Below are 17672 nucleotides of genomic sequence, written 5' to 3' on the forward strand. Positions count from 1 at the left end.
AAAAAAATGAAACCATTTCTCACCTTCTGTGCAATATGTTGTTTTGTAGGTGTTTTTAGACTCCCTATTGAATATTACACCTTTCTCCGGGTTTTAGTCTCTGTTGGAGCACTGATTATCATCTATAGTTTTTTGAACAATAAGCAATACAACTGGGGAGCAATATTCATAGTAATACTGATCATTTTTAATCCGGTTTTTCCCATTTATCTATATAGAAAAAGTATATGGATCCCTATTGATACCATTACAGGAATCCTTTTTCTCCTTATAGCGTTTGCTGAAAAACTGGATTTTAAAAAGGAAGAAGAAACTACTGAAGAAATTCCAGAACATAATAGACAAGTAAGATCTCCTTCACGAGATATCATTATTAATCCCAAAAAGACCAAAGAAGAACCAACCAATGGAAAACAATCAAATAACTGAAAATCTCAAAGCTCACTTCTTAAGGCTTTATCAAATGGCTATTTGTGATGATGATTTCAGTGCTCTGGAGCTGAAAATGCTTTACAAATGTGCTGAAGAAAGAGGAATATCTTCAAAAAATCTGGATGATATTCTGCTGAATCCTATCAATTTTAAATCTCTGGTCCCACAAACCATTGAGGAGAAAGTTGATTACCTATATGATCTCACTGTGATGATATGGGCCGACGGCGTCGTCTCTCCAAACGAGTATTCCGCTATGGAAAAGTATGTACTTATGTTCGGTTTTCTGGAAGAGAATGTAACAGATATTGTTGATTACCTTATCGAAGCAGTAAAAATCGGAAAGAATAAAAGTGATATTTTATATGAATTAAAAAACTAAAACACTATGGATACCATCAGCATAAAAAATTTATTCAAACTGAAATCAGTTCCAATTGAAACACCCAAACAGGAAGTTCTCAAAGACACCGACTCTAAAGTAGAAACAGAATCTCCTGAAGAAAGCAGAAAAAGAACTTATCACGAAGCCGGCTACAGGGACAGCTCCAGAACAAATGGAAATCATTCCACACTATCAATTTGCCTTGATGCCGTATACTCAAAGTTTCAAAATGAGGAAAAAGAGATGGTTGAAAAACAGCAAAAGCTTAAGGAGTCTTATATCAATGAGCAAAAAAACAGAGAAACTGAGATCAAAGCTCTGACTGTTTCCCAGGAAACTAAAGAAGAACAACTAAAAAATAAAAACAAGGAGGTCGAAAATCATCAAAACACAATTGAGGCCCTAAAAGCTGAAATACTGGATTTACCTAGAAACCCCGAAAAACACAATGTAAAGGCAACAAAAGGAGCTTCCACTAAATTCTGGATTGGCGCATTCCTTCTCATTCCTATAAGCCTTTACTTGATCACATTCTATATTTCAACTTCTTACTCTGCTTTCTTTAAAAGTTTTGATGCTAAAAGTACGGTGATACAAAGTGTTTTGGACGCACAAGCATTCAGTAAAGCATGGAACGCAGGAGCTATTGAAGGAGCTTTTGTCACTTTAATTCCATTTGTATTTCTTGGACTAGGCTTTCTCATTCACATGTTCAGCGAGAATAAAACAACAGCGAATTATATTAAACTTGGACTATTATTCGTAGTTACATTTGTTTTCGACTCCATTTTAGCATATGAGATTGAATCAAAACTGTATGAATTAAATAAAACATTTAATTCCACTGATTTTAATCTTAAAATCGCTTTTACTAAAATACAGTTTTGGGGAATTATTTTCGCAGGATTCATTGTCTACATTATCTGGGGGTTGGTATTTGATTTCGTTATGAAGGAGCATAAAGAAAAAGATAAAATCAAAAATGAACAAGAAATCAGACAAAAAACGTGCTTTTTCTTTTAGAAAAAATCAATGTACTGAAAAAGAAATTGAAGAAATTCTGGGAAATATAGGTACCACAAAAGAATTAATAATTAAAACCCGTGGGAGAATTGAAGAACTTCAGAATATTATTGATGGAGTCATCATTCCAACCAAAGATTACAAGTTATATGCCTCAGAGTATGTCCAGGGTTGGATTACTTTTATTGGAGAAAAGATAGCTGTTTCCAAAACAGAGAAACAAACGATGATCGAAAGCTGTATTGAAACCTATAATATCAATCTGGAAACCGTAGGAGCTAATTCTGATAATCAAAATTTAGTATACTTGTCTTCTTTATAAATCGAAAGCCATGAAAAAAATAATATACTTATTAATAATCATCTCTTTTGTTTCTTGTTGCAAAACTGAAAGTGGTTCTTCCGATGAAAGAAAAGATAGTATTCAAACTGATCTGAATAACTTAAATGTTAGCATTTTAATTGATTTATCGGACCGAATCGATCCCAAAACCAACCCAAACCCATCAATGGAATATGCTCAGAGAGATGTGGAATATATCAAAACCATTGAAAAAGGATTTCTCAACCATATTAAATCCAAAAGAATAATCACTTATGATGATCAGATGCAGATCTTCTTTAATCCTGAACCTTCCGATCCAAAAATGAACGAACTGACCAAAGAACTAAAGGTATCTTTTGATAAAAATACAAGCAAAGATTATTTTAGTTCTGTCGAAAAAAATATTCTGAATTGCCTTCTAATATTTATCAATCAGCCATTAAAGATGATAAATACGTTGGTTCTGACATTTGGGAGTTCTTTAGAAATAAAGTAAAGGATTATTGTATCAAAGATGATCGAAGAAATATTCTTTTTATTCTGACTGACGGCTACATGTATCATGAAGATTCCAAGTTTTCACAAGAAAAGAAGACCTCTTATCTGACATCAAAATTAATAAAATCATTTCATCTTACCACAACAGATTATAAAGCAGAAATTGAGAAAAATCATTTGGGCTTTGTAAAGGCCAATGATAATCTGAATAATCTGGAAATAATTGTTTTGGGAATTAACCCTGAAAAAGGCAATCCATTCGAAGAAGCAGTCATCAAAGAATACTGGGAAAACTGGTTCAAAGAAATGAAAGTCAAAAATTACCAGATTAAATTAGCAGACCTTCCTTCTAATCTGGAACCGATTATTTTAAAAGCCATTAAAGGATAAAAACTAAAAACACTCAACATATAACCACAAAAAAGCGAAGATTAGTCTTCGCTTTTTATTTTCTGATCATTTCCGTATGCGGAATATCATCCTCCAGATATTTTTTCCCGGTATCAATAAAACCAAACTCAGAATAGAAACGCAACAGGTAATCCTGTGCAGAGATTTTGATCTCCGATGTATGAAACCTGTTTTCAATGGTTTCAACCGCATATCTTATCAATTGTTTTCCTAAGCTTTTTCCTCTTGCTTTCTCAGTAGTCAGTACTCTTCCGAATGAAGTTTCATCATATTTAATACCCTTATCAAAACCCTGCAGTAGGCAAGGATCTCACCTTCTTCCTCCGCCCAGATATGAATACCCTTCTGATCATAATTATCCAGATCAGGATAAGGGCAGTTTTGCTCAATCACAAAAACATCAATACGCGCCTTTAAAACTTTATAAAGCTCAGGAACGGTGAACTCATCAAAAGTTTTTATTTTCCAGATTATATTACTCATCAAAGTTTACGCTATTATTTTTTAAAAATTCATTGGTGGTCTGGATGAAATCCAGAATTTTGTCGCCTCCTTCCTTCTTTTCTGCTGAAGTAATGTACAGTTCCGGCAGGTCTTCCCAGGTTTTGTGAAGTTCAGCTTTATAATCCTCCACATTTTTTATAACAACATTAGGCTTCAGTTTATCTGCTTTGGTAAAAACAATTGAAAAAGGAACTCCGCTCTCTCCACACCATTGGATAAACTCTAAATCGATTTTCTGAGGAGTGTGTCTTGAATCCACCAAAACAAAAAGGTTAACCAGATTCCTTCTGTTCAGGATATAATTGGTGATCAGTTTTTCAAAATCTTTTCTCTGAACCTTTGAAACTTTAGCATATCCGTATCCCGGCAAATCGGTAAGATACCAGCTTTCATTGACTAAAAAATGGTTGATCAGCTGTGTTTTTCCCGGAGTTTGTGAAGTTTTTGCCAGATCTTTATGATTCATCATCGCATTGATCAATGATGATTTACCCACATTTGATCTTCCTATAAAAGCATATTCGGGAATATTGGGCTCCGGGCATTCCTGCCATTTCCCGCTACTTTTGACAAATTCTGCTGTTTTAATTACCATTTTTGAATTATTTTAAGAAAAACAAACCATTAAGAGCTATCTTAATGGTTTAAGTTATTTATACTTTATCTTTTAACCAGCTGTAAAGAATTTCATTGAATTCATCTGGTTTTTCCATCATTGCTGCGTGGCCGCATTTATCTATCCAGTACAGATCAGAATTAGGAATAAACTTATGCATATCTTCTGCCACCTCAGGAGGTGTTACATTATCCTGCTTTCCCCAGATCAGGCACGTAGGTGTCAGAATTTTAGGGAGATCATTCAGCATGTTGTGTTTGATAGCACTTCTGGCAAGCATTACCGTTTTTATTCCTTTCATTCTGTCATTAACAACACCGAAAACCTCGTCCACGAGATCCTCTGTAGCGACTGCAGGGTCATAGAAAACTTCCTCCGTTTTCTTCCTTATATATTGTCTGTCACTTTTTCTCGGAAAGCTGTCCCCGAATGTTCTTTCGTATAATCCGGAACTTCCCGTTAAAACAAGATTTTTTACAAGATCAGGCCTTGCCAAAGCTAAGATAAGCCCGACATGACCGCCCATCGAATTCCCGACAATAGTTACCGGTTCCGAAATATGGCTCTCTATAAACTTGATAATATATTTTGCGATAGTAGTAAGATTGGTATTGAGTACCGGCAAATCATAGATTGGCAATTGAGGCACATATACCTTAAATCCTTTCTCCGAAAAAAAATTCACCATCTTATCGAAATTACTCAAACCACCCATTAACCCGTGCAACAGCACCAATGGATGTCCTTCTCCCGCTTCTACAAAAGTATATTTCTTTTCTTTTTTTGTACTAAATATCATAAAACGCCTTAATAAAGCCCTGCAAAAATACAAATTAAACCTCAAAAATATTTTGATATTCCTAATTTAAGATAAAAATAATATAATAAAGGCTTTTTGCCGATCTTTTTTAACATCCTTTTTGTTATGGGCAAAATAAGACCAATTCCAATATCCAAAATATCAACCACTTACCCCTGCGGTCTTCAATCTTTGATAAAACTTATTAACATTGAGTCAAAAAGTGGGAAAAAGTGGGAAGTTTTGGAAATAATTATATAAATTTGTCCCAAATGAAGAATTTCATTGGAACATATGAGTGTAAAATAGACGACAAAGGTCGCTTAAAAGTCCCTGCATCGCTGATCAAGCAGATGGAGAACTTTGACGATAAAGCCTTTGTAGTCAAACGCTCCGTGTTTCAACCCTGCCTGGAAGTTTATCCTATGAATGCTTGGGATCAGCTGATGGGCAAAATTAATAAACTAAACAGATTCATTAAAAAGAATGCTGATTTCATAAGAATGTTTACAGCAGGAGTAAAAACTGTAGAGTTGGATAACGCCGGAAGATTACAGATTTCCAAAGACCTTACCCACTTCGCAAATCTTCATAAAGATATTGTGATCACAAGTGCCGGGGAATTATTTGAAATCTGGGATAAAGAAGCTTACGAGAAAGTGATCTCTACCAACGAAACCGATTTTGCAAGCCTTGCTGAAGATGTGATGGGCTCTTTCGATGAAGAATAACTACGCTGCTAAAAAGGCGCAAAACACAAATTAAAACATGTATCATAATCCCGTTTTGTTGAAGCAAAGTGTTGATGATTTGGTTACGAATCCAGACGGAACATACGTGGACTGTACTTTTGGTGGCGGAGGTCATTCAAGAGAAATACTGAGCAGGCTCTCGGAAAAAGGAAGGCTATTCAGTTTTGATCAGGACTTAGACGCTCTTAAAAATAATATTGATGATCCGAGGTTTACCTTGATTAATCAGAATTTCAGGTTCCTGGAAAATTCTTTACTGATGTACGGAGTTTCTCAGGTAGATGGAATATTGGCGGATCTGGGAGTATCATCGCATCAGTTTGATGAAGCGGAAAGAGGGTTTTCTACCAGAAGTGATGCCCCACTGGATATGAGGATGAATGTAATGCAGAGCCTGGATGCCAAAAGGGTGATCAATGAATATGAAGAAGAGCAGCTGGCAGATATATTTTACTACTACGGTGAATTGAGAGAAGCACGTAAACTGGCGAGGGATATTGTTCATCACAGAAAAAGTAAAATCATCAATACAACGGAAGACCTGAAAAAACTATTCAGCTATCTTCCCCCGCATAAGGTTAATAAATTTTATGCACAGCTTTTCCAGGCAATAAGAATCGAAGTAAACCAGGAGCTTGAGGTTTTAAAAGAAATGCTCGTTCAGGCTTATCAGATCTTAAAAACGGAAGGAAGACTGGTAGTTATTTCATACCACTCCCTGGAAGATCGTCTTGTAAAAAGATTCCTTAAAAACGGAATGTTTGAAGGTGAACCGACGAGGGATATTTATGGAAATTATAAAAAGGCATTCGAACTGCTGAAGAGTAAGGCAATCATTCCTGATGATAAGGAGATTGAGGAAAACTCAAGAGCAAGAAGTGCAAAAATGAGAACAGGAATAAAAGTATAAATGGTTAGAAATAAGGATTAACACCCTTATTATCAATTATTAATCATCATTTATCAATAATAAATTGGCTAAAAGAACGACAAATCGCCCACAAAAGAGATTAACTTTTATAGACATTATAAAAGGAAATTTTCTCAACCGTGATGAGATAAAAATACATTACAAGTATTTCTTATTGCTTTTTGTACTGATGATGGCCATGATCTATACCAATCACCTGGTGAACAAAAAGATCAAAATTGTAAATGCTTTAAAAGAAGAAACAGAAGAATATAAATCCCGAAACGCTTATGCCCAAAGTAAGCTGATTAAGGTAAAAATGGAATCAGAGCTCGGAAAAGAAGTAGCACGGGATTCTCTAATGACACTGGAAAACCATCCTCATAAACTGCTAATAAAATTGGATAGTACAGATGCAAAAGCAAAATGAATACGATAACAAACGTAAAAAAACGTTAAGGTGGGGCTACCTCTTCGCAGTGGTAGCTTTGTGCGTGTTTGTACTTTTTTTAACAAGAATCGTTATTCTCCAAAACACTAATGTTCAGGAAATTAAAGACGACTACATCAATAAAAACTATCGTGAAGCTACTTTAAAGGCCGCCAGAGGGAATTTATTTGCATCAGATGGCTCTATTCTCGCAACTACCGTTATGCGTTATGATATCTATCTTGATTTCAAAACAATAAAGGATACGGTTTACAGTAACAATATCGGTGCATTAACGGATTCACTAAGCAAGATGTTTGGAAAACCAAGAAGTGAATTCAGACAGAAATTTGACGAACAGAAAAGAAAGAAAAATCAATACTATACACTAGCCAGAGGCTTGGATTTTGATGAATACGACAGGATCAGAAACTTCCCGATCTTTAAGAAAGGAAAGAATAAAGGTGGGTTTATCGTAGACAGAAATTATAAAAGAGAGCTCGCAACTTCTGAAATTGGTGCAGGTACCATCGGAATGGATAACAGTGAGTACAAATCCGGTCTGGAAGGAGCTTTTTCAAAATACCTGACAGGCACCGACGGGAAAAGATTGGAACAAAGAATCAATTCTTCGCAGTGGAAGCCTATTGATTTCTGGAAGGTTCAGGAACCCGTAGATGGAGAAGATGTATATACGACCTTAGACCTTAGAATTCAAGACATTGCACACTCAGCTCTTGAGAAGCAGCTCGTAAATTTTGAAGCAAAACACGGTACTGTAATTGTCATGGAAGTAGGAACCGGAAAGGTTCGTGCCATGGTAAACCTTCGAAGAACAGATTCAGGAGAGTACGAAGATGCTTATAATTATGCTTTAAAAGATAATATCGAACCTGGCTCAACTTTCAAAACCATTTCACTTTTGGCAGCAATGGATGACGGATTCATCGATGATAACACAACGGTAAATGTAGGAAACGGAGTATGGACCTATGCGAAGCAAAGAATTTCAGATGGCCACGGAGGAGGGATATACGACATCAGTGACGTTCTTGCGAAATCCAGCAACGTAGGAACCGCCAAACTGATTACGAAATACTATGCCGATAAGCCACAGATATTCCTTGATCACCTTAAGCGCTGGAAATTATTTGATAAAATGGATATCGAACTTCCGGGCATTACAAAACCTAAGATCGTAACTCCGCAAAATAAAAGATGGAACGCAGCAACACTTGCCTCGATATCTTTTGGATATTCTTCGAACATTAACTTATTACAATTAGCAACTTTCTACAACGGGGTTGCTAATAATGGTAAAATGCTTAAGCCTTTATTCATCGATAAGATCATGAAGGATGGTAAAGTAATGTATCAGGCTAAGCCGGAGGTAATGGTCAGCAAAATGGCTTCTGAGAAAGCAATTAAAATGATGACCAATGCTTTGACAAAAGCCGTGGAAAAAGGAACCGGACGAAGTATTTTCACCCCGAATCTGAAAATGGCAGGAAAAAACAGGGACCGCCAGATTTGAGTACTGGCTTCCGGGCCCGATGAAATACCGTGCCTCTTTTGCAGGGTTCTATCCAGCTGATAATCCGAAGTATACCTGTTATGTAATGATCAGTGAGCCGAATACGGCAAAAGGATTTTACGGAGCGACTGTTTCAGCCCCGGTTTTTAAAGAAATTGCAGGAAAAACATTCCTGAAGACGCCTCAGAATATTGAAAAAGAAATGCTTGTTGACAAAAAGGTAAACCTCAATAAAATGGTGGAGCCTAATGTGAAAGTAGCAGTAAATGATAAACAAATGCCTAACGTGGTAGGATTAATAGGTAAGAATGTGATTCCACAACTGGAAAACCTTGGATACCGTGTAGACTACAAAGGAGTAGGAAGAATAAAAGAACAGTTTCCTTTGGAGGGAACTACGATCAGTAAGAACCAGAGAATTTATTTATCTCTTCAGAATTAAAAATAAGCATCAGAGAAATGCAATTAATTGAATTATTAAACAGAATCCAAACTTTAGAAATTCACGGCGACAATACCCGTGAAGTTTCGGAGCTGGTATTCGACAGCAGAAAGGTTACAGAAAATTCTCTTTACATCGCAGTAAAGGGAACGGTTGCAGATGGGCATTCATATATTGCATCTTCTATTGAAAAAGGAGCAAAAACGATCGTTTGTGAAGTATTGCCCGATCAGCTGAATGAGGATGTTACGTATGTAAAAGTAAAAGATTCTTCGAAAACCCTGGGACATCTGGCCTCAAACTTTTATGGAAATCCTTCTCAAAACCTGAAACTCATCGGCGTTACCGGAACCAACGGAAAAACATCTGTTTCCACTTTGCTTTTTGATGTTTTCAAAAATCTGGGCTATGAATCTGCATTGCTTTCAACTGTTGAAATCAGAATAGGCAGCGAAATAATTCCGGCCACACATACTACCCCGGATATTATTACGATCAATCAGGTTTTAGCTAGGGCCGTAGAAGCAGGTTGCGAATTTGCTTTCATGGAAGTAAGTTCTCATGGAATTTCCCAAAACAGAATTGAAGGACTTCATTTCAAAGTTGCAGGATTTACAAATCTTACTCACGATCATCTGGATTATCACAAAACATTTGAGGAATATCTGAAAACGAAAAAAAGGTTCTTTGATGAGCTTCCTGATACCGCTATTGCCATTACCAATATTGATGACAAAAACGGGAATGTAATGCTCCAGAATACCAAAGCTACCAAAAGATCATATGCATTGAAAACAATGGCAGATTACCATGGAAAAGCTTTGGAAATTGATTTTAACGGAATGCTCCTGAACTTCAACGGGAAGGAATTCTGGACCACCTTAACGGGAAGATTCAATGTCTATAATCTTCTATTGGTATTTGGAATTGCATCTGAACTCGGCTTTGAATCCAATGAAATCCTTCAGGCCATCAGCACCCTGAAAAGAGTCTCAGGAAGATTTGAAACCTTCAAATCCGATGGTGGCATTTTTTTCATCGTCGATTATGCCCACACTCCGGATGCATTGGAAAATATTCTGGACAGCATTAATGATATCAGAACAAAAAATGAAAGACTGATTACCGTCTTCGGTTGCGGGGGAGACAGAGACCACTCCAAAAGACCTGAAATGGGAAACATTGCAACGAAAAAATCCACGTTGGCAATTATCACTTCAGATAACCCGAGAACAGAAGATCCGGCAGCAATTATAAAAGAAATTGAAGCAGGTGTTGAACCTCAGAACTTCAGCAAATACACTTCAATACCCGATAGAAAAGAAGCCATAAAAATGGCGATTAAATTTGCAGAGCCCAAAGATATTGTTTTAGTAGCCGGAAAAGGTCACGAAAACTATCAGGAGATTAATGGTGTAAAACACCATTTTGATGACAAAGAAGTAATTACAGAACTGTGGAAGTTAATGAGCAAGTAATTTATAATCGATAAATGATCAATTATTATTGATCTTATCATTCATCAAACATCACTTATCATTTATTAACAATAGGAAAACATGTTATACTACTTATACGAATATCTAACCCACCATGGAATCCATATCCCCGGACTTGGAATGTTAAAGTACATCTCATTCCGTGCAGGGATGGCGGTCTTATTATCCCTGATTATTGCTCTTGTGTATGGTAAAAGAATCATCAATTACCTGAGAGCAAAGCAAATGGGCGAATTGGTCCGCGACCTTGGCCTTGACGGGCAAAAGCAGAAAGAAGGAACTCCGACAATGGGAGGGCTCATTATTATCCTTGCCACCATGATTCCGGTTCTTCTCCTGACAAGAATTACCAATGTATACATCGTCCTTCTGATAATTTCAGTTTTATGGATGGGTGCCATCGGATTTGTAGATGACTATTTAAAGAAAGTAAAGAAAAATAAAGACGGGCTTAGCGGTAAATTCAAGATCGTAGGTCAGGTTGGACTGGGGCTAATTGTCGGAGTAACAATGTATTTCCATCCTGATATTACGGTAAAGAGAAAATATGCAGATGCAAAAGTAGTTAACAGAAATAATGTGGAGCAGAATTTTATGCCTACAGAAAAAATTACGGTTTCTACCGTGCCCTTTGCGAAAAATAATGAATTTGACTACAGTGGAATATTATTCTGGATGAGTGATAAAGATGCTCATGAGTGGGCGTGGATTGTTTTCATTCCGATTGTCATCTTTATTGTAACAGCGGTTTCCAACGGAGCCAATATCACGGATGGAATAGACGGCCTGGCTGCAGGGACGAGTACGGTAATACTCCTTACCCTTGCATTCTTTGCCTACATTTCAGGGAACATCATTTTTGCGGATTACCTCAATATCATGTTCCTGCCCAATATGGGTGAAACCACCATTTTTGTAGTTGCCATGGTAGGTGCTGTGATCGGATTCTTCTGGTATAATACCTATCCGGCACAGGTTTTTATGGGAGATACCGGGAGTTTGATGCTGGGAGGAGTAATTGCTGTATTGGCTATTATTTTAAGAAAGGAATTAATGATTCCTGTTTTATGCGGAATATTCCTGGTTGAAAACATATCTGTAATGCTGCAGGTGGTTGTTTTTAAATACAGAAAGAAAAAATACGGGCTGGAATACGCCCAGAATAATAGATTATTTAAAATGTCTCCATTACACCATCATTATCAGAAAGACGGTTTCCATGAAAGTAAAATCGTTAACAGGATGATTATCATAGGAGTAATGTTGGCTATAGTATGTCTGATTACATTAAAAATGAGATAAAACTCTATAAAAGTAAATGTATTAACGTATTCATGATTTTAAAAACATAAATAAAGTACGCCAATACATAAATACAAAAAAGGTAATATGAAAATAGTTGTTTTAGGAGGTGGAGAGAGTGGCTGCGGTGCTGCTTATTTAGCTAAAAAGAAGGGTCTGGAGGTATTTCTTTCAGACAAAGGAACTATTAAAGATAACTATAAAGCGTTTCTTACTGAAAACAATATTGAGTTTGAAGAAGGAAATCATGACGAGGAAAGGATTTTAAATGCAGACTGGATTGTAAAAAGCCCAGGAATTCCTAAAAAAGCGGATATTATTTATAAAATCCATCTGAAAGGAATCCGCCTTTCTTCCGAGATAGAATTCGCTTCAGAATTCACCAATGCTAAAATCATTGCGATCACAGGAAGCAACGGAAAAACCACCACTACTTCATTGATCTACTATATCCTGAAAAATGACGGACTGAAAGTAGGTCTAGGAGGAAACATCGGCTACAGTTTTGCAAAGCAGGTAGCAGATGAAAACCATGAATATTATGTACTAGAGGTAAGTTCATTCCAGCTGGATGACATTCAGAACTTCAGGCCATATATTTCATTATTGCTTAATTTATCACAGGATCATCTGGACCAGTATAATTACAACTATGAAGAATATGCGATGGCAAAATTCAGAATAGCTGAAAATCAGGAAAACGATAATTTCTTTATCTACAACAAAGATGATGAAATGAGCAAAACCATTCTTGAAAAGCTGGAAATAAAGGCAAAAATGATCCCTTTTTCAACAAAAGAAAAATTGACCGAGGGAGGTTTTATAGATAACGACAGTATTGTGGTAAAACTAAAAGATACATTTTCAATGAAAATTGATGAGCTTTCTTTATTGGGAAATCATAATGTAGCGAACAGTCTGGCGGCATCTATCGCAAGTAAAATACTGAATGTCAACAATGAAAGCATCAGAAATTCATTAATGACTTTTCAGGCAGTGGAACATAGGCTGGAGTTTGTTTCTGAAATTGATGGCGTAAAATACATCAACGACAGTAAAGCAACGAATGTAAATGCGACCTATTATGCTTTGGAAAGCATGAAAACACCTACGATTTGGATTGTGGGAGGTCAGGATAAAGGAAATGATTACACGGAGATTGAGGACCTTGTCAAAAGAAAAGTAAAAGCAATTGTCTGCTTGGGAATTGATAATCAGAAAATTATTAATTTTTTTAAAGACAAAAAGGAGTTTATATACGATACTTCAAGCATGGAAGAGGCCGTAAAAATATCAAAATCGATTGCTAAAAGCGGAGAAACGGTTTTACTTTCTCCTTGCTGTGCAAGTTTTGACCTCTTCAAAAGCTATGAAGACAGAGGAAAACAGTTTAAAGAACAAGTATTAAAATAAATGTACTGATGTATTGATGTAAAATGTATTCATGTATTTGACAACTAAGAATCATTAATACTTTACATAATACAGTTAAAGATACAATAGAGTATGAACGAACAGGACACAGAAAGCAGATTTGAATTTCTAAAGGGAGATAAAGTACTTTGGATGGTCATTCTCGTGATCTCCATTTTCTCTATTTTCCCTGTATATTCTGCAAGTTCGAATCTGGAATATATTGTAAATAACGGGACCACAACAGGCCATGTTATCAAGCATATGTTCTTTGTAGTCCTTGGTTTGGGAATCATGAGACTGGTAGGAACCGTAAAATATGAATACATTGGAAAACTCAGCAGTATACTTCTGGGGTTAATGATTATATTACTGGTTGTCACCATGTTTACCGGCCAAACGATCGATGGGGCAAGTGCCTCCAGATGGCTAAAGATTCCGGGAACACCGATTTCTTTTCAGCCTTCATCATTTGCCTTTCTTATGCTGGTTATTTACCTGTGCAGGTATTTAACCAAGAAGATAACCCGGGAAAGACTTCCGATAGAAAACATTATGTACATCTTTGGTCCTATTCTCCTTGTTTTTGTTTTAGTAGCAAAAGATAACGGATCTACGGCTCTGATGATCCTGATGGTATCTGTTATTGTATTGGTTATCGGGCAGCTTCACTGGAAATATATTGCAGGTTTTATTTCGGCTTCATTTATTGCGATCGTATTGTTCTTACTGATTGCTTTAAATACCAATCTGATTGGTGGAAACCGTGTTCATACATGGATGAGCCGTGTAGAAACCTTCACTTCCAGTAAAGCAAAATCAGCCGATGTGGATGATGAAAGCGTAAAAGCCAAGAATTACCAGGTAATGCAGGCTAAAGCAGCAATAGTACATGGAGGAATTACAGGAATGGGACCTGGAAAAAGTGCATTAAAGCAAATGCTTCCGCAATCTGCTTCCGACTTTATATTTGCAGTAATTGTGGAGGAATACGGACTGATAGGAGCAGCTTTCCTTATCTGTATGTATCTGATCATGGTGATACGGATCGTAATGATAGCCAGTAAAATGCCTGCGTTTTTCGGATCTTTGCTCGTTCTCAGCCTCGGGGTCATGATCTTTATACAGCTATCGGTAAATATAGCCGTAGCCATCAATCTGATTCCGGTGACCGGACAACCCCTGCCCTTAATAAGTTATGGGGGAACATCCATGTTGGTAACCTATTTACAGTTGGGAATTATTTTAAATATAAGCTCAAGGATACAGATTTATGATGAGGAAGGAATGGGTAAAAAACAGAGTATTGCAGAAATAAATGATATTGCTTAAATCATATTAATGATCAGGCTATTTCAAAATTGAAAAAATGAACAAGAAACTAAAAGTATTATTATCCGGTGGTGGAACAGGAGGACATATCTTCCCGGCAATCGCTATTGCAGACGAGATCAGGAAAAGATTTCCGGATACAGAATTCTTGTTTATCGGAGCCAACGGAAAAATGGAAATGGAAAAAGTTCCTCAGGCAGGTTACCCTATTGAAGGAATCGACATCGCAGGAATTGACCGTGGTAACATGTTATCTAATCTGGGATTACCATTCAAGATATTGAAAAGCTTATCCAGATCAAAAAAGATCATTAAGCGTTTTGCTCCTGATTTTGCGATCGGTACAGGAGGCTTTGCCAGCGGACCGGCTCTGTATGAAGCAAGCAAGCTGGGGATCCCTATTTTTATTCAGGAACAAAATGCACATGCAGGGGTAACCAATAAAATTTTAAGTAAGAAAGCAAAAGCTGTTTTTACTGCTTACCCTAAAGTAGAAGGGTTTCCGGATGATAAGATAAAATTTTTAGGTAATCCTATTCGCGAGAATATCATTCTGGGAATGGAAGAATCTTCTCAGGCAAAAGAAAAAATGGGATTAAATAAGGAAAAGCTGACAATCCTTTCTGTTGGTGGATCACTGGGTTCCAGAACTTTAAATAATGCCTGGAGATCACATTTTGATGAACTCATCAACAAAGATTATCAGCTGATCTGGCAGACAGGAAAACTCGATTATAAAGATATTATAGAAGAAACAAAAGATAAGAAAAGCCAGAATATTCAGATTCTTGAGTTTATAAAAGATATGGAGAAAGCATACTCGGCAGCAGATATCATTGTTTCAAGAGCAGGAGCTATTGCCATTTCAGAACTGGCTGTTGCACAAAAACCGGTTTTACTGATTCCTTTCCCGTTTGCGGCAGAGGATCATCAGACCAAAAATGCACTGAATCTGGTTGAAAAGAATGCGGCAAAAATGGTCAAAGATTCCGAAATGGAAGAAAAATTCTGGAACACGCTTATGGAGGTTTGCGACAGCGCAGCGATGAGAAAAGAGATGTCTGAAAACCTGGAATATTTTGCCAAACCCAGTGCTGCAAAGGAAATTGTTGATGAAATTTTTATAAAGTTACAATAACCAACACTATAAAGTATGAAAACTAAATTACTAACAGTATTGCTCATTTGCTTCTTTACCCACTGGGTAACGGCACAAACCCTGATAAAACCCGCTGACTTTAAAATTGCAGCAGTGGGCAACTATTTGAAAGGAAAAGGATATGATATCCTGGAGCAGGAGGAAACTTTTATTAAAATAGGAAATAAAGACAAAGCCACACTCTTTATGGATGTGGATGCAGGGAAAAAATACATTAACCTTAATGTAAATATCCTACTGAATAAAGGGGTAAGCAAAGACAAAATTGATACCCTGCTGAACGAGATCAATAAGCTTGCAATGATAAAAGCAGAATATCTGCCAAGTCAGAATTCAATCGGTTTTAAATATTATTTCTGGATTACCAACGGATTTACATATGAGACCCTTGAAGATGCAGTAATGGAATTCTTTTTGTATCAGGGAGATTCGTATGGACTGGATAAAGAAAAGATATTCAATTATCAATAACTAAAATAGAAGATGAAATTATTAGAAACATATCATACTTTTTACTTTGTGGGGATCGGCGGGATTGGCATGAGTGCCCTTGCCCGTTATTTTAAAGCTTCAGGTAAAAAAGTTTTAGGTTATGATAAAACCAACACCAAACTTACTCAACAATTGATGAGTGAAGGAATTGATATTGTTTTTGAAGATCTCATCGATGAACAAATAACCACGCTTCAAAAGGATAACACCTTAGTAATTTATACTCCGGCTATTAAGAAGCTTGGAATTCTTGATTACTTCAATGAACATGGTTTTGAGATTTTAAAGCGTGCAAAAGTGTTAGGATTAATTACGGAAAATACAGATTGTATTGCCGTAGCCGGAACACATGGTAAAACAACAACGTCTACCTTGGTTTCCCATTTATGTAAAGAAGCGGACCTGCCATTTTCATGCTTTTTAGGAGGTATTTCGGAAAATTTCAAATCCAATTTTTTATATAACGGTTCAGAATACTCAGTGGTAGAAGCTGATGAATACGACAGAAGCTTTCTCAATCTTTCTCCGGACTGGGCAGTGATTACCTCTACCGACGCAGATCACCTGGACATTTACGGAGACAAAAGTCATATTGAAGAAGGGTTCCGCCAATTTGCCGCTCTGGTTCCGGAAGATAAAAAACTTTTTGTAAGAAAAGGTATTGAGATCGGAAGAGACCATCAGACTTATGCTGTAAACGAAAAAGCGGATTATTACTCCGATAATCTGCGTATGGATCACGATAAGATCTATTTTGATTTTCATACTCCCGGTGAGTCTGTAAAAGATTTTGTCTGGGAAATTCCGGGGATCCATAATGTGGAAAACGCAACCGTTGCATTAGCCATCCTGCATAATTTAGGAGTGGATTTTGACATCCTGAAAAAGGCTATTGCCAGCTTCAAAGGAATTAAAAGAAGATATACAAAACATATTTATAAGAACGGTAAAATATATATTGATGATTATGCCCACCACCCGACAGAGATCAATGCTGTTGTAGGTTCCATCAAGACCTTTTACCCTGATAAAAAATTACTGGTTGCATTTCAGCCGCATTTGTTCAGCAGAACAAGAGATTTCGCTGATGGCTTTGCAGAAAGTTTAAGCAATGCAGATGAACTCATTTTACTGGATATTTATCCGGCAAGAGAGCTTCAGGAAAACTTTGAGGGGATTACCTCAACATGGTTACTGGAAAAAGTAACCCTGGATAAAAAAGAAGGCTCCACTTTAACGGAAGCCTTTGAAAAGATAAAAGAAAAAGATTTTGACATTCTGCTCACCGTAGGTGCAGGAAATATAGACACCCTATATGACCCGATTTGTGAATGGTTAAGTTTAAAAGATAAATAGTAGTAGTGTATGTAAGTAATGTAATCCACAATAATCATGAATACATTTTACTTTAATA

At 36.7% G+C, this 17672-nt stretch carries 20 protein-coding genes and 1 pseudogene; 17 read left to right on the plus strand and 4 right to left on the minus strand.

Going from position 1 to position 17672, the window contains the following annotated elements; all coding sequences use genetic code 11:
- Positions 1-6: 6 nt before the first annotated feature.
- Genes MTQ00_RS15435 through MTQ00_RS15460 form a run of 6 tightly spaced genes read left to right on the plus strand, consistent with a single transcriptional unit; the run spans position 7 to position 3053 of the window.
- Positions 7-429, plus strand: a complete 423-nt coding sequence (locus MTQ00_RS15435; RefSeq protein WP_273650198.1) for a DUF6804 family protein — start codon at positions 7-9, stop codon at positions 427-429.
- Complete coding sequence (locus MTQ00_RS15440; RefSeq protein WP_172281519.1) at positions 407-814, plus strand: hypothetical protein; 408 nt, start codon at positions 407-409, stop codon at positions 812-814. The genes MTQ00_RS15435 and MTQ00_RS15440 overlap by 23 nt, the downstream gene beginning before the upstream one ends.
- Positions 815-820: 6 nt before the next feature.
- Entirely contained in the window at positions 821-1840 is a 1020-nt protein-coding gene (locus MTQ00_RS15445) for a beta-carotene 15,15'-monooxygenase (protein ID WP_273650199.1), read from the plus strand.
- Positions 1800-2162 carry a hypothetical protein gene (locus tag MTQ00_RS15450; RefSeq protein ID WP_273650200.1) on the plus strand — a complete coding sequence of 121 codons (363 nt, stop codon included), beginning with the start codon at positions 1800-1802 and terminating at the stop codon, positions 2160-2162. Before MTQ00_RS15445 ends, MTQ00_RS15450 begins: the two co-directional genes overlap by 41 nt.
- Before the next feature lie 10 nt (positions 2163-2172).
- Positions 2173-2661, plus strand: coding sequence for a hypothetical protein (locus tag MTQ00_RS15455; RefSeq protein WP_273650201.1), 489 nt, complete (start codon positions 2173-2175; stop codon positions 2659-2661).
- Positions 2662-2720: 59 nt separating this feature from the next.
- On the plus strand, positions 2721-3053 hold the full coding sequence (locus MTQ00_RS15460) for a hypothetical protein (protein ID WP_273650202.1): 333 nt from the start codon (positions 2721-2723) through the stop codon (positions 3051-3053).
- 55 nt (positions 3054-3108) lie between these two features.
- Here MTQ00_RS15460 and MTQ00_RS22390 read toward each other — a convergent pair whose 3' ends face one another.
- The 4 genes from MTQ00_RS22390 to MTQ00_RS15475 are packed head-to-tail and all read right to left on the minus strand — an operon-like array spanning position 3109 to position 4993.
- Positions 3109-3372: a GNAT family N-acetyltransferase gene (locus tag MTQ00_RS22390; protein WP_442868076.1), complete on the minus strand. Its 264-nt coding sequence runs from the start codon at positions 3370-3372 to the stop codon at positions 3109-3111.
- Positions 3315-3557: a GNAT family N-acetyltransferase gene (locus tag MTQ00_RS22395; RefSeq protein ID WP_442868055.1), complete on the minus strand. Its 243-nt coding sequence runs from the start codon at positions 3555-3557 to the stop codon at positions 3315-3317. Before MTQ00_RS22395 ends, MTQ00_RS22390 begins: the two co-directional genes overlap by 58 nt.
- The gene (gene yihA / locus MTQ00_RS15470; RefSeq protein WP_172281527.1) at positions 3550-4173 is read right to left on the minus strand and encodes a ribosome biogenesis GTP-binding protein YihA/YsxC; all 624 of its coding nucleotides are present in this window, start codon (positions 4171-4173) and stop codon (positions 3550-3552) included. The genes MTQ00_RS22395 and yihA overlap by 8 nt, the downstream gene beginning before the upstream one ends.
- 58 nt (positions 4174-4231) lie before the next feature.
- Complete coding sequence (locus MTQ00_RS15475) at positions 4232-4993, minus strand: alpha/beta fold hydrolase (RefSeq protein ID WP_172281529.1); 762 nt, start codon at positions 4991-4993, stop codon at positions 4232-4234.
- Positions 4994-5265: 272 nt separating this feature from the next.
- Between MTQ00_RS15475 and mraZ the strand changes: the two genes are divergently transcribed.
- The 11 genes and pseudogenes from mraZ to murC all read left to right on the plus strand — a co-directional run bounded on the left by mraZ (position 5266) and on the right by murC (position 17614).
- Entirely contained in the window at positions 5266-5724 is a 459-nt protein-coding gene (gene mraZ, locus MTQ00_RS15480) for a division/cell wall cluster transcriptional repressor MraZ (RefSeq protein ID WP_172281531.1), read from the plus strand.
- 37 nt (positions 5725-5761) lie between these two features.
- Positions 5762-6655, plus strand: coding sequence for a 16S rRNA (cytosine(1402)-N(4))-methyltransferase RsmH (gene rsmH, locus MTQ00_RS15485; protein ID WP_273650203.1), 894 nt, complete (start codon positions 5762-5764; stop codon positions 6653-6655).
- A 64-nt stretch (positions 6656-6719) separates the two neighbouring features.
- The gene (locus MTQ00_RS15490) at positions 6720-7085 is read left to right on the plus strand and encodes an FtsL-like putative cell division protein (RefSeq protein WP_002981890.1); all 366 of its coding nucleotides are present in this window, start codon (positions 6720-6722) and stop codon (positions 7083-7085) included.
- Positions 7069-9061, plus strand: a pseudogene (locus MTQ00_RS15495) (penicillin-binding transpeptidase domain-containing protein). The gene MTQ00_RS15490 and the pseudogene MTQ00_RS15495 overlap by 17 nt, the downstream one beginning before the upstream one ends.
- A gap of 17 nt (positions 9062-9078) precedes the next feature.
- Positions 9079-10539, plus strand: coding sequence for a UDP-N-acetylmuramoyl-L-alanyl-D-glutamate--2,6-diaminopimelate ligase (locus MTQ00_RS15500; protein ID WP_273650204.1), 1461 nt, complete (start codon positions 9079-9081; stop codon positions 10537-10539).
- Between the two features lie 81 nt (positions 10540-10620).
- Positions 10621-11862 carry a phospho-N-acetylmuramoyl-pentapeptide-transferase gene (mraY, locus tag MTQ00_RS15505; RefSeq protein ID WP_172281538.1) on the plus strand — a complete coding sequence of 414 codons (1242 nt, stop codon included), beginning with the start codon at positions 10621-10623 and terminating at the stop codon, positions 11860-11862.
- Positions 11863-11949: 87 nt separating this feature from the next.
- On the plus strand, positions 11950-13275 hold the full coding sequence (gene murD / locus MTQ00_RS15510) for a UDP-N-acetylmuramoyl-L-alanine--D-glutamate ligase (protein WP_172281540.1): 1326 nt from the start codon (positions 11950-11952) through the stop codon (positions 13273-13275).
- Positions 13276-13368: 93 nt separating this feature from the next.
- Positions 13369-14607: an FtsW/RodA/SpoVE family cell cycle protein gene (locus MTQ00_RS15515; protein ID WP_172281542.1), complete on the plus strand. Its 1239-nt coding sequence runs from the start codon at positions 13369-13371 to the stop codon at positions 14605-14607.
- Between the two features lie 37 nt (positions 14608-14644).
- Entirely contained in the window at positions 14645-15745 is a 1101-nt protein-coding gene (murG, locus tag MTQ00_RS15520; RefSeq protein WP_273650205.1) for an undecaprenyldiphospho-muramoylpentapeptide beta-N-acetylglucosaminyltransferase, read from the plus strand.
- Positions 15746-15760: 15 nt separating this feature from the next.
- Positions 15761-16237: a hypothetical protein gene (locus tag MTQ00_RS15525; RefSeq protein WP_172281545.1), complete on the plus strand. Its 477-nt coding sequence runs from the start codon at positions 15761-15763 to the stop codon at positions 16235-16237.
- Between the two features lie 12 nt (positions 16238-16249).
- The gene (gene murC / locus MTQ00_RS15530; protein WP_273650206.1) at positions 16250-17614 is read left to right on the plus strand and encodes a UDP-N-acetylmuramate--L-alanine ligase; all 1365 of its coding nucleotides are present in this window, start codon (positions 16250-16252) and stop codon (positions 17612-17614) included.
- The last annotated feature ends 58 nt before the right edge of the window (positions 17615-17672 follow it).

It is taken from the genome of Chryseobacterium sp. B21-037 (assembly GCF_028570785.1).
GTDB classification, from domain to species: domain Bacteria; phylum Bacteroidota; class Bacteroidia; order Flavobacteriales; family Weeksellaceae; genus Chryseobacterium; species Chryseobacterium proteolyticum.

Excerpts from the sequence above, each read along its gene's own strand:
- MTQ00_RS15435 (WP_273650198.1), top strand. The coding sequence starts at position 7 with ATGAAACCATTTCTCACCTTCTGTGCAATATGTTGTTTTGTAGGTGTT.
- MTQ00_RS15440 (WP_172281519.1), top strand. The coding sequence starts at position 407 with ATGGAAAACAATCAAATAACTGAAAATCTCAAAGCTCACTTCTTAAGG.
- MTQ00_RS15445 (WP_273650199.1), top strand. The coding sequence starts at position 821 with ATGGATACCATCAGCATAAAAAATTTATTCAAACTGAAATCAGTTCCA.
- MTQ00_RS15450 (WP_273650200.1), top strand. The coding sequence starts at position 1,800 with ATGAACAAGAAATCAGACAAAAAACGTGCTTTTTCTTTTAGAAAAAAT.
- MTQ00_RS15455 (WP_273650201.1), top strand. The coding sequence starts at position 2,173 with ATGAAAAAAATAATATACTTATTAATAATCATCTCTTTTGTTTCTTGT.
- MTQ00_RS15460 (WP_273650202.1), top strand. The coding sequence starts at position 2,721 with ATGTATCATGAAGATTCCAAGTTTTCACAAGAAAAGAAGACCTCTTAT.
- MTQ00_RS22395 (WP_442868055.1), bottom strand. The coding sequence starts at position 3,557 with ATGAGTAATATAATCTGGAAAATAAAAACTTTTGATGAGTTCACCGTT.
- yihA (WP_172281527.1), bottom strand. The coding sequence starts at position 4,173 with ATGGTAATTAAAACAGCAGAATTTGTCAAAAGTAGCGGGAAATGGCAG.
- MTQ00_RS15475 (WP_172281529.1), bottom strand. The coding sequence starts at position 4,993 with ATGATATTTAGTACAAAAAAAGAAAAGAAATATACTTTTGTAGAAGCG.
- mraZ (WP_172281531.1), top strand. The coding sequence starts at position 5,266 with ATGAAGAATTTCATTGGAACATATGAGTGTAAAATAGACGACAAAGGT.
- rsmH (WP_273650203.1), top strand. The coding sequence starts at position 5,762 with ATGTATCATAATCCCGTTTTGTTGAAGCAAAGTGTTGATGATTTGGTT.
- MTQ00_RS15500 (WP_273650204.1), top strand. The coding sequence starts at position 9,079 with ATGCAATTAATTGAATTATTAAACAGAATCCAAACTTTAGAAATTCAC.
- mraY (WP_172281538.1), top strand. The coding sequence starts at position 10,621 with ATGTTATACTACTTATACGAATATCTAACCCACCATGGAATCCATATC.
- murD (WP_172281540.1), top strand. The coding sequence starts at position 11,950 with ATGAAAATAGTTGTTTTAGGAGGTGGAGAGAGTGGCTGCGGTGCTGCT.
- MTQ00_RS15515 (WP_172281542.1), top strand. The coding sequence starts at position 13,369 with ATGAACGAACAGGACACAGAAAGCAGATTTGAATTTCTAAAGGGAGAT.
- murG (WP_273650205.1), top strand. The coding sequence starts at position 14,645 with ATGAACAAGAAACTAAAAGTATTATTATCCGGTGGTGGAACAGGAGGA.
- MTQ00_RS15525 (WP_172281545.1), top strand. The coding sequence starts at position 15,761 with ATGAAAACTAAATTACTAACAGTATTGCTCATTTGCTTCTTTACCCAC.
- murC (WP_273650206.1), top strand. The coding sequence starts at position 16,250 with ATGAAATTATTAGAAACATATCATACTTTTTACTTTGTGGGGATCGGC.